The following is an 11,033-nucleotide window of genomic DNA, read 5'->3' on the forward strand; positions in this document are numbered from 1 at the left end:
ACTCCTCGGTCGGGGTACGTCGGGGGGGAACCCGAACGTACCCCGACCGGCGGTGGAACTACGCGGCGCCGTTGCTGACGGTCTCCGCGGGCGAGTCGGCGATCGCGGTGCCGCGGCGCTTCGACACGACGACCGCGCCGACGATGATCGCGGCCGCGACCACGGCGATCGCGATGCGCAGCGGCGCGGACGCGTCCGGCCCGATCGAGAACGTCACGACGGCGGGCGCGATCAGCACCGAGACCAGGTTCATGACCTTGATCAGCGGGTTGATGGCCGGACCGGCGGTGTCCTTGAACGGGTCGCCGACGGTGTCGCCGATGACGGTCGCGGCGTGGGCGTCGGAGCCCTTGCCGCCGTGGTTGCCGTCCTCGACGAGCTTCTTGGCGTTGTCCCAGGCACCACCGGAGTTGGCCAGGAACACCGCCATCAGCGTGCCGGTCGCGATCGCACCGGCGAGGTAACCGGCCAGCGGGCCGACGCCGAGGCCGAAGCCGACGGCGATCGGGGCCAGCACGGCCATCAGACCGGGCGTGGCGAGCTCGCGCAGCGAGTCCCTGGTGCAGATGTCGACGACCTTGCCGTACTCCGGCTTGACCGAGTAGTCCATGATGCCCGGGTTCTCGCGGAACTGGCGGCGCACCTCGAACACGATGGCGCCGGCGGCGCGCGTCACGGCGTTGACCGCGAGGCCCGAGAACATGAACACCACGGCGGCACCGATGGTGATGCCGACGAGCACGTTCGGGCTGAACACGACGAACGAGAACGCCGACGCGTCGGAGGCGATCTCACCGGCCTTGAGCAGCGCCTGCTTGATCGCGTCGCTGTAGGAGCCGAACAGCGCCGTCGCGGCGAGCACGGCGGTCGCGATCGCGATGCCCTTGGTGATGGCCTTGGTGGTGTTGCCGACGGCGTCGAGCTCGGTGAGGATCTGCGCGCCCTCGCCGTGCACGTCACCGGACATCTCGGCGATGCCCTGCGCGTTGTCGGAGACCGGGCCGAAGGTGTCCATCGCGACGATGACACCGACGGTGGTCAGCAGACCACAACCGGCCAGCGCGATCGCGAACAGCGCGACGACGACCGAACCGGACAGCAGGAACGCGCCGTAGACGGCAGCACCGATGACCAGCGCGGTGTAGACGGCCGACTCGAAACCGACCGAGATGCCGGACAGGATCACCGTGGCGGCACCGGTCAGCGAGGTCTGGCCGACCTCCTTGACCGGCTTGTGCTCGGTGCCGGTGTAGTAGCCGGTCAGCCACAGGATGACGCCGGCCAGCACGATGCCGATGATCACCGCGACGGACGCGATCAGCGCCGGGTTGCCGTTGAGGCCCTTGATCTCGTCGGAGATGCCGCCGAGGTCGGCGAACGAGCTCGGCAGGTACACGAACGCCGCGATCGTGCACAGCACCGCGGAGATGACCGCCGAGATGTAGAAGGAGCGGTTGATGGCCGTGAGGCCGCTCTCGCCCACCTTCGCGCGGGTCGTGTAGACGCCGACGACCGCGGTCAGCACGCCGATCGCCGGGACGATCAGCGGGAACAGCAGGCCCTGCGCGCCGAACGCCGCGGTGCCGAGGATCAGCGACGCGACCAGGGTGACGGCGTAGGACTCGAACAGGTCGGCGGCCATGCCGGCGCAGTCACCGACGTTGTCGCCCACGTTGTCCGCGATGGTGGCGGCGTTGCGGGGGTCGTCCTCCGGGATGCCCTGCTCGACCTTGCCGACCAGGTCGGCGCCGACGTCGGCGGCCTTGGTGAAGATGCCGCCACCGACGCGCATGAACATCGCGAGCAGTGCGGCACCGAAGCCGAAGCCCTCCAGCACCTTCGGGGCCTGGCCCGCGTACACGAGCACGACCAGCGCGGCGCCGAAGAGGCCGAGGCCGACCGTGGTCATGCCGACGACGCCACCGGTGCGGAACGCGACGCGCATCGCCTTTTCGCGACCGCCCTCGCCTTCGTTCGCGGCGGCGGCGACACGCACGTTGGCGCGCGTGGACAACCACATGCCCAGGTAGCCGATGGTCGCCGAGAACGCGGCACCGACGATGAAGAACAACGACCTGCCGATTCGCTCGGAAAGGTCATCGGCCGGTAGCGCGAACAGCAGAACGAACACGATCACGACAAAAATGCCGAGCGTGCGGAACTGCCGGTTGAGGTAGGCCGCTGCGCCCTCCTGAACCGCCTTGGCGATGTCCTGCATCTTCGGGGTGCCCTGGCCCGCGGCCAGCACCTCCCTGAGCAGCACGTACCCGACGGCGAGAGCAGCCAGGGCGACCACGGCGACCACGGCTACGACGCCGCGATCACCTCCGGAGAGCTCTAGGCCCTCCGCGAGGAATTGCCGGGACATCCGTCCTCCTGGTGAGTTGCCATGTGCAGCGCCAAGGCAGACCAGCCGCCCAGCGCGACGTGACGCATCCCTCATTGGATGCGATGAGCGGGGAGTCTAGGGGCTGGTTGCAACAAGGCAACGAACCGTCCCGATCCGTGCACACACCGTTATCCGCACAGGTTGTCGAGTGCGGCCCGGTCCGGACTGTCGGTGGTGTATGCGAAGCTCGGGTTCGTGGTGGATCAGGGACGCCGGTTGCTGGACCGGGTGCTGGCGGGAACGCCCGCCGGGGAGTCACCCCTCACGCACGCGCGTGATCTCCCGTTGCGGCAGGCTGATCACGTGGAATGGCCGTCGTGGGCGGCTTCCGCGGTGGTCGCGGCGTTCACGGAGACGGGCGTGCGCGAGCCGTGGCGGCACCAGGTGGAGGCGGCGGAGCACGCGTGGTCCGGACGGCACGTGGTGCTCGCGACGGGCACCGCTTCGGGCAAGTCGCTCGCCTACCAACTGCCGGTGCTTTCCACTCTTTTGGCGGACACGAAGGCGACGGCGCTGTACCTGTCGCCGACCAAAGCCCTTGGAGCGGACCAGCTCCGCTCGCTCGACGAGCTGGGGATCAAGGGGGTGCGCGCGTCGGCCTACGACGGTGACACCCCGATGGCCGAACGCGACTGGGTCAAGGCGCACGCGAACTGGGTCTTCACCAACCCGGACATGCTGCACCGCGGAATCCTCCCGCAGCACCCGAAATGGCTGCGGTTCTTCCGCCGGCTGAAGTACGTGGTGATCGACGAGTGCCATTCCTACCGAGGTGTTTTCGGTTCGCACGTCGCGTTGTTGATGCGGCGGTTGCGGCGGGTCGCCCGCAAATACGGAGCCGATCCGATCTTCGTTCTGGCATCGGCCACTGTGGCTGATCCTTCCGAGTCGGCGGAAAGGCTGCTCGGGGTGCCGGTGTCGGCGGTCGTGGACGACTTCTCCCCCCGCGCGTCGCGGACCGTGGCGTTGTGGGAGCCGCCGCTGACCTCTTTGGAGGGCGAGAACGGCGCACCGGTGCGCCGGTCGGCTGGCGCCGAGACGTCGCGGATCCTCGCCGACCTGGTGGTCGAGGGCGCACGCTCGCTCGCGTTCGTGCGCTCGCGGCGGGGTGCGGAGCTGACGGCGCTGGGCACCCAGCGCATCCTGTCCGAAGTGGACGGTGAGCTGCCCGCGCGGGTGGCCGCCTACCGGGGCGGGTTCCTGCCGGAGGAGCGGCGGGCGCTGGAGAAGGCGCTGTCCACGGGCGACCTGCTCGGGGTGGCGACGACGAACGCGCTGGAGCTCGGCGTCGACATCGCGGGGCTGGACGCCGTGGTGGTGGCCGGTTTCCCCGGCACCCTGGCGTCGTTCTGGCAGCAGGCCGGGCGCGCGGGGCGGTCCGGCGACAGCGCGCTGGTCGTGTTCGTGGCGCGGGACGACCCGTTGGACACCTACCTGGTGCACCACCCGTCGGCGGTGCTGGACCGGCCGGTCGAGGCGACCGTGCTGGACCCGTTGAACCCCTACGTGCTCGGGCCGCAGCTGGCCTGCGCGGCGGCGGAGATGCCGTTGACGCCGGACTGCCTGCCCGACTTCGGCGGGCCGGTGGCCCAGGCCGTGCTGGCGGACCTGGTGGCCGAGAAGCTGCTGCGCAAACGTCCGGCCGGGTGGTACTGGGCCTCGCACGACCGGCCGCACGCGGGCGTGGACATCCGCGGTTCGGGCGGCGAGCAGGTGGCGGTGGTGGAGGCCGACTCCGGCCGGATGCTCGGCACCGTCGACCCGGGCTCGGCGTGCTGGCAGGTGCACCCCGGTGCCGTCTACCTGCACCAGGGCCGGTCGTACGTGGTCGACGAGCTCGACCTGGACAGCGGCCTCGCGCTCGTGCACCGCGAGGACCCGGAGTGGACGACGCAGCCGCGCGACTGCGTGGACATCACCGTGGTGCGGGAGGTGGAGCGGCGCGAGTTCGGTGGCGTGTCGGTGTCGCTGGGCGAGGTGGAGGTGACCACGCAGGTCGTCGGCTACCTGCGCCGGCTGCCGTCGGGCGTGGTGCTCGACCAGATCCCGCTCGACCTGCCGGAGCAGACCCTGCAGACCCGTGCCGTCTGGTACACCGTCGACGAGTCGTTGCTGTTCGACGCGGGTGTGGAGGCCAAGCGGGTCCCCGGCGCACTGCACGCGGCCGAGCACGCGGCGATCGGCCTGCTGCCGTTGTTCGCGACGTGCGACCGGTGGGACATCGGCGGCGTGTCGACGGCCGCGCACCCGGACACCGGGATGCCGACGGTCTTCGTCCACGACGGCCACCCCGGCGGCGCGGGGTTCGCTGACCGGGGCCATTCGGCGCTGCGGGCCTGGCTGTCGGCGACCCGCGAGGCGATCAAGGCCTGCACCTGCCCGATGGGCTGCCCGTCGTGCGTGCAGTCGCCCAAGTGCGGCAACGGCAACGACCCCCTGGACAAGGCCGGCGCCGTGCAGGTGCTGGACGTGGTGCTCGGAAAAATCACCTGACCGGTGCCGTCGATGGTGGCTACGGTGTGGCTGTGAACGCATGCAGCTGCAACGCCACCTACCGGACCCGCGCCCCCCAGCGCGGCTGATCCGGATGCTCGCCGTGCCCCGCGCACGGCTCGCCTGACTGCTCCGCCGCGCCCGTCCCTTCCGGCCACGGGTTCATTGGAGTCTGCCTTGTTCACGCCTTTCGCCGATCTCGACGCACTGCTCGACGACTTCGTCTCGTCGGTGCGCACCATCCTCGGTCCCACCTACGTGGGCGCGTACGTCCAGGGCTCGTTCGCCCTGGGTGCCGGTGACGTCCACAGCGACTGCGACTTCATCGTCGCCTGCACCGAGCTGCCGTCCGGTGCCGCGCTCGAAGGCCTGCGCGCCCTGCACGACGAGATACCGCTGCGGCCGGGCCACTGGTCGACCGAGATCGAGGGCTCGTACGCCGACGTGGGGTCGCTGCGGTCCGTCGCGGGCCTCGGGGTGCCCTGGCTGTTCAACGACCACGGCCACCGCACGCTCGAATGGGACCTGCACTGCAACAACCCGCACGCCCGGTGGATCCTGCGCCACCACGGCATCGTGCTGGACGGCCCGCCGATCACCTCGCTGGTCGACGAGGTCCCGGCCGAGGCGCTGCGCTCCGCGATGCGGGCCGAGCTGCCGCACGTCTGGGACGGGATCCACGAGTGGGCGCCGAAGAACAACGCCTGGACGCAGCGCTACATCGTCTCGACGTACTGCCGGATGCTCTACACGCTCCACACGGGAGAGGTGGAGTCGAAGCACGGTGCGTTGCGGTGGGCGTTGAAAATGCTCGATCAGCGGTGGCACCCGCTGATCGAGCAGGTCTTGGCGGACAGGGCCCTCGGCTGGGACGCCGAGGCGGCACCTCGTCCGGGGAGCATGGAGCAGACCTCCGCTTTCGCGGCCTACGCCGAGCTCCTCTAGCTTTCGTGGGCGCGCGCCGCGGGCTCACGGGTACCCGCGGCGCGCGCTCTCCACGTGCCGAACACTGTTTTCCCGCCTGCTACCGCATCTCGACCGGATCCCGTGGAACATCGGCGGAATCTGGTTGTCCGTCTCGGCAGGACACGCGGGAGGCGACGGTGTCGACTGCTCTGTGACGAACTCCGGTGAGGAGCCGGCTTCGCCGATCGTGGCAGCGCAGGTGCCCTGCCACTAACGTTCCTCGGTCCGGTCGTGCTGCGGGAGGCTGTCCTTCGGGGTGCGTGTTCGGCTTCTTCGCCCTCATCCTCGGCCACCCCCGAAGTGCGGGGTACGGAGGCGGATCTCGGATCGGGCTGGTGGAACGGCCGTGCAGGGCATCGCCTTCGGGGTTGTCGGGGAGAGTCCACGACGACACCCAGCACGGCCGGGCTCTACATGTAGTTGTGTCAGACGGTTTCGAGCTGGAAGCGGGCCGGGGCGTGCAGCGCCTCGACGAGCGCGTCCTGCACGACGTGTGCCTCCGGCAGGTTCCAGCCGCAGATCGACGGCTTGACCCGCCAGTGCACGACACCGTGCGCCATCGGGGTGGGCGGCAGCGGGATGTACTCGCCCTGGGCGTACAGGTGGACGTCCGAGTTGTTCGCCAGCTCGGCGTTGAGCTTCGAGCCGGACTTCACCATGAACATCCACCGGCCGGACGGGGTCGCGGCGATCGGCACGGGAACGCTGATCGAGCGCAGTGCGACGGCCGCGCGGCGGCCGAGGTCGGTGCCGACCTCGATCGCGTCCACCACGTGACCGGTGGCGAGGAGGAGGCTGTAGGAGCGACCCGCCCACCACGTGGCGACCTGGTCCGACCGCGTACCGATGCGGTCGACCCAGTCGCGGTGCACGGGGATGGGCCCGTGGAGCTCAAGCCCGCTGCGGCCCGCCCACTGGGTGACGCCCTGCTCCGAACCGGCCGGATAGGTGCCGGGCAGCACGGGCCAACCGCGATACGCGAGGCTCACTGCCTCCGCACGCAGTTCGATGCGGAAGGCCCCGCGCCAGCTATCCGACCAATCCATCTTCCTTCGCCTCCAAGGCTCTGACTTCACATCGACGTGGTGTCGGTTTCGGTAGGACACCGCGTCGGTGCCGCCACTACAACTAACGACACCGGGACCGGGCTTGGTAACCCCCGCCTCGACAACTGGTCGGTACGGCACGGCGAACGCGCTCGGGGAGAACGGTGAGCCGAACTGCTCGCAATTAGTTCGATCACCGTTCAGCATGTCCCGGCACCGGTGTGAGTCCGCTCACCGCCGATGAACGACCGCTCGTCGCGCTCCAAACGCTGTGATCTTCGGCCGGACCTGCCCTCGACCGCGCGCTCAGCGGGCCGAACGGCGTAGCCGCCGACACCTCGACCACCACCTCCCAACCGTTCACCGCACACGCCCGCAGCTCGCCACCGTTCTGCAGCGCAACCCGTTGCGCCTGCTCACATGCTTGTCGATCACCTTCGTCGAGCCGGGCGGCCGCCGCGAGCGCCGCCAGATCGGCCGCACCGGTCACCCGGTGCCGCGCGATCACCGCCGCGCCGACCTGCGCGCCGGCCGTGGCGACGACGATCAACAGCACCATCGCCACCACACCGCTCACCGCGGCCGACCCGCGGTCACCACCGTTCACCGGGCCGTTCACCGCGGCTCCACGACCGCGAAGGCGGTGGCGCGCAGCGGTACGCCCAACGGCCCTCGCTGCCGCACGACCACCCGCACGGCGTCGCCGTCGTCGCGGAGCTCCGCCGTTGCACCGGGCGCGATCTGCGCGACCGCCTGGACTCCGCGCTCCCGTTCGCCGCGCGCCGACAACCGCGCCGCCTCCCGTGCCGCGTCCGTGCACCGCAGCTGCTCGATCACCGCCGTGAGCCCCGCGGCCGCAAGCCCCATGACGACGAGCAGCGCGCACACCGCGATCGCCGCCTCCACCGTGACCATGCCGCGGTCATCAGACCGACGACAACGCACGCTGTATCAGCCCTTGCAAGAGGTTCTGCACGAGGTCGCTCGTCGCGATCGCGTAGAAGATGCCCGCGAGCGCCGCTGCGGCGAGCGTCCCGAGCGCGTACTCGACGGTGCTCATGCCACTGTCGTCCCTGAGCAGTTCCATCCGTTCGCCTTTCTCATCCGAGGAATCGGGCAGCCAGCCCCAGCACCACCGGCAGCACGCCGAGGCACAGGAACGCCGGCAGGAAACACAGCGCGAGCGGCGCCGCCACGGCCACCGCGGCCCGTTGCGCCCTGGCCTCCGCCTGGTCGACGGCATCGGCCCTGGTCCGCTCTGCCAACTCGGCGGCCTGCCGCGCCAGCGCCGCACCCGACCGCGCCGTCCTGCGCGCGGCCCTGGCCACCGCGCCGGTCGCCGGGTCGTTGAGCGCTGCCGCCCACGCCGTGACGGGATCCGCACCGAGCCGGAGCAGCTCGGCGACCTGGCTGAGCTCCTCGATCCCCACCGCCGCGATGGCGGTCGGCACCGGCAGCCCGGCCCGCAGGCACGCGGCCAGCAGGTCCCACGCCGCGGCCCGTTCGAACGGTCCGGCGGGCCTGCTCTCGGCGGGCGGCGGGTCGTTGGCCCGCGGCCGGAGCCGGTCGAGGGGTCTCGTCGTCGGCGCGACGAGCACCGCGAGGGCGAGGAGCAGGTACGTCATGGCTCGGTGATCCGTTTCGTCCACCACAGCCCTGCCGCGAGGAACACGGCTCCCGCGGTCAGCAGGACCTGCCCCGCCGCGGTGCCGGTGAGGACATGCACCGGCCTCGCTCCGCCGATCTCCCCCAGCAGCACGCCGAACACCGGCAGCCCCGCGAGGACCAGCGCACTCGCCCTCGGACCCGCCATCCGCGCCCGCACCTGCCGCGCGAACGCCGCTCGTTGGTCCAGGTCCCTCCTCGTCGCGTCGAGGACGTCCGCCAGCGCGACCCCGTGCCTGGTGGACACGTGCCAGGCCCTGGCCAGCTGGTCGACGGCGGCTCCGAGCAGCGGTTGGCGGATCTCCTTCAACGCCCGCTCGACGTCACCACCCCGCCTGACCGCGGCCGCCGCCGTGCGCAGCACCTCGTCCGCCGGTGACGGAGTGTCCTGGGCGGCCCCTTCCGCCGCCGCAGCCGCGTGGGCGCCGGCCCTGAGCTCGTCGACCACGCCACCCAGCCCGCTGCTCAACGCTTCGGTCGCGGTCCGCCGCTCGCGTTCGTGCCTGGTGCGCCTGCGGATTCGTTCGACGGTCACCGCGACGACCGCTGCGGCGACGAGCCCGCCGACGCCGGCCACCGCGTAGATCACTGCCGCCGCCGCGAGTGTCCAGAGCCAGCGCGGTATCGGGATCGTGCGGTTCTTCTGGGGTCTGAGCCTGGTGATGGGCTTGATGTGCGGCCACACCAGCAGTGCCGTCGCCAGCAGTAGGAGGCCTAGCACAGCTTCTCCTTCCATCCGTGGTCTCTTGTCCACAGTGGACGTACCTGGAGCTCGTTCTCCGTGCGGCTGAAGGCGCCGATCTCGACCAGCTGTCGTTCGCCGGTGTCGCGGCGGCGCATGTGGAGCACGAGCCGGACCGCGGCGGCCACCTGGCTGTGCAAGGCGTGGCGGTCCAGTCCCGCCAACGCCCCGAGCGCTTCGAGCCTGGCCGGCACCTCGGCCGGCGAGTTGGCGTGCAGGGTGCCCGCGCCGCCTTCGTGCCCGGTGTTGAGGGAGGTGAGCAGCTCGCGCACCTCCGCACCCCTGACCTCGCCCACGACGATCCGGTCCGGCCGCATCCGCAGCGCTTCGCGCACGAGTTCGCGGACCGTGATCCCGCCGGCGCCCTCGACGTTCGGCGGCCGTGCCACGAGACGGACGAACTGCTCGTGACCGGGGTGCAGCTCGCCGGCGTCCTCGACGCACACGATCCGTTCGGTCGGCGGGACGCAGCCGAGCAGCGCCGACAGCAACGAGGTCTTGCCGGAGCCGGTGCCACCGACGACCAGGAACGCCATCCGGTCGCGCACGATCGCGCGCAGCGTTCCGGCGATCTCCGCGTCGAACGTGCCGAGGTCCTGCAACGCCTGCAGGTCGTGGGTGGCGGGCCGCAGGACGCGCAACGACAGGCAGGTGCGTTCGGCGATCGGCGGGAGGACCGCGTGCATGCGCACCCCGCTGCCGGGCAGCCAGCCGTCGACGCACGGGGAGGCGTCGTCGAGCCTGCGCCCCGCCGCCACGGCGAGACGCTGCGCGAGCCTCCGCACGGAGTCCTCGTCCGGGAACGTGACCGTCGTGCGGCGCAGACCGTGCGGGCCGTCGACCCAGACCTGGTCGGGTGCGGTGACCAGGACGTCGGTGGTGCCGGGGTCGGCCAGCAGCGGGTCGAGCGGGCCGGTGCCGCTGAACTCCTGGCGCAGGACCTGCAACGCCTGCAGCACGTCCGCGTCGGCGAGGACGCCGCCCGCTTCGGACCGGACCGCGTCCGCGACCACGGCGGGGGTCATCTCGGTGGCGGCACCCGCGAGGCGGTGGCGGACGCGGTCGATGAGGGTCGTCATGCCGGGGCCGGGTTTCCGGGATGGCGGGCGTGGCGGCCGCGGGTGATCTCGTGGGAACGGCCGGTGAGGCGGAGCCAGGCTTCGGAACACCAGGCGAGGAACCAGGTCATGGAGGGCTCCTTCGGGGTTGGGGTGGGTGGCGTGAGGCGGGCGGGGAGCCGGAAGCGTTAGGAGGCAGTCATGTGCGCGCGGTTTGCGCCACAGGCGCGCGGCGTGCGATGCGGCGGCGGGCTGCCCCATGGCAAGACGGACACGTTGGCGCGCAAGCGATCGGGGTGGTGCGCGCCAAGCACTCCAGGAGCGACGCGGCGGCGAGGTGGCCGGGCGACCCGACGGCGGGACGAATGGTGGGCGCGCGAGAGCAATCGACCGCCATGGCCACGGCCACGCCGCCGCTGGCCGGAAGGGCTGGCGCGAGGCCGCCTGCCTGCCACGTCGCTGGCGGCGCGGTGCCGGTCAGGGTGGGGGCTTGCGGAACCTGTACGGGGGTTTGGTGGTGCGGCCGTACAGGGCGAGGTTCAGGAGCATGCGGGAGTAGACGCGGATGCGCAGGGCCAGGTGGAGGCGGGGCACGGGGGCTCCTTCACGGGTGGAGGGTGGTCAGGATCAGGCGGGCGGTCGTGGCCAGGGGGCCCTTGGGGTTGCGGGGGAAC

Annotated in this window: 10 protein-coding genes; 2 read left to right on the forward strand and 8 right to left on the reverse strand. The window is 71.3% G+C overall.

Annotated elements, in window-relative coordinates; genetic code table 11:
- Positions 1-58 precede the first annotated feature (58 nt).
- On the reverse strand, positions 59-2,368 hold the full coding sequence (locus ADL03_RS39640) for a sodium-translocating pyrophosphatase (RefSeq protein WP_053738798.1): 2,310 nt from the start codon (positions 2,366-2,368) through the stop codon (positions 59-61).
- A 219-nt stretch (positions 2,369-2,587) separates the two neighbouring features.
- On the opposite strand from ADL03_RS39640, the gene ADL03_RS39645 reads away from it, so the two are divergent.
- Both ADL03_RS39645 and ADL03_RS39650 read left to right on the forward strand, forming a co-directional pair.
- Positions 2,588-4,882 carry a DEAD/DEAH box helicase gene (locus ADL03_RS39645; protein ID WP_197289062.1) on the forward strand — a complete coding sequence of 765 codons (2,295 nt, stop codon included), beginning with the start codon at positions 2,588-2,590 and terminating at the stop codon, positions 4,880-4,882.
- A gap of 177 nt (positions 4,883-5,059) precedes the next feature.
- On the forward strand, positions 5,060-5,827 hold the full coding sequence (locus ADL03_RS39650) for an aminoglycoside adenylyltransferase domain-containing protein (protein ID WP_053738799.1): 768 nt from the start codon (positions 5,060-5,062) through the stop codon (positions 5,825-5,827).
- Between the two features lie 446 nt (positions 5,828-6,273).
- On the opposite strand, the gene ADL03_RS39655 is transcribed toward ADL03_RS39650, so the two are convergent.
- From ADL03_RS39655 to ADL03_RS39680, 7 genes are all read right to left on the reverse strand, one after another.
- Positions 6,274-6,894, reverse strand: coding sequence for a bifunctional DNA primase/polymerase (locus ADL03_RS39655; RefSeq protein WP_053738800.1), 621 nt, complete (start codon positions 6,892-6,894; stop codon positions 6,274-6,276).
- Positions 6,895-7,087: 193 nt separating this feature from the next.
- Positions 7,088-7,513, reverse strand: a complete 426-nt coding sequence (locus ADL03_RS39660) for an Rv3654c family TadE-like protein (protein WP_053738801.1) — start codon at positions 7,511-7,513, stop codon at positions 7,088-7,090.
- Positions 7,510-7,809 carry a TadE family type IV pilus minor pilin gene (locus tag ADL03_RS39665; protein WP_053738802.1) on the reverse strand — a complete coding sequence of 100 codons (300 nt, stop codon included), beginning with the start codon at positions 7,807-7,809 and terminating at the stop codon, positions 7,510-7,512. The genes ADL03_RS39660 and ADL03_RS39665 overlap by 4 nt, the downstream gene beginning before the upstream one ends.
- A gap of 10 nt (positions 7,810-7,819) precedes the next feature.
- Positions 7,820-7,981 carry a DUF4244 domain-containing protein gene (locus ADL03_RS46205; RefSeq protein ID WP_082373886.1) on the reverse strand — a complete coding sequence of 54 codons (162 nt, stop codon included), beginning with the start codon at positions 7,979-7,981 and terminating at the stop codon, positions 7,820-7,822.
- A 13-nt stretch (positions 7,982-7,994) separates the two neighbouring features.
- Positions 7,995-8,519 carry a type II secretion system F family protein gene (locus tag ADL03_RS39670; protein WP_053738803.1) on the reverse strand — a complete coding sequence of 175 codons (525 nt, stop codon included), beginning with the start codon at positions 8,517-8,519 and terminating at the stop codon, positions 7,995-7,997.
- Positions 8,516-9,280, reverse strand: coding sequence for a type II secretion system F family protein (locus tag ADL03_RS39675; RefSeq protein WP_063798861.1), 765 nt, complete (start codon positions 9,278-9,280; stop codon positions 8,516-8,518). Before ADL03_RS39675 ends, ADL03_RS39670 begins: the two co-directional genes overlap by 4 nt.
- Positions 9,274-10,380: a TadA family conjugal transfer-associated ATPase gene (locus ADL03_RS39680; protein WP_053738805.1), complete on the reverse strand. Its 1,107-nt coding sequence runs from the start codon at positions 10,378-10,380 to the stop codon at positions 9,274-9,276. Before ADL03_RS39680 ends, ADL03_RS39675 begins: the two co-directional genes overlap by 7 nt.
- Positions 10,381-11,033 lie beyond the last annotated feature (653 nt).

It is taken from the genome of Nocardia sp. NRRL S-836 (assembly GCF_001279525.1).
GTDB lineage: Bacteria > Actinomycetota > Actinomycetes > Mycobacteriales > Pseudonocardiaceae > Lentzea.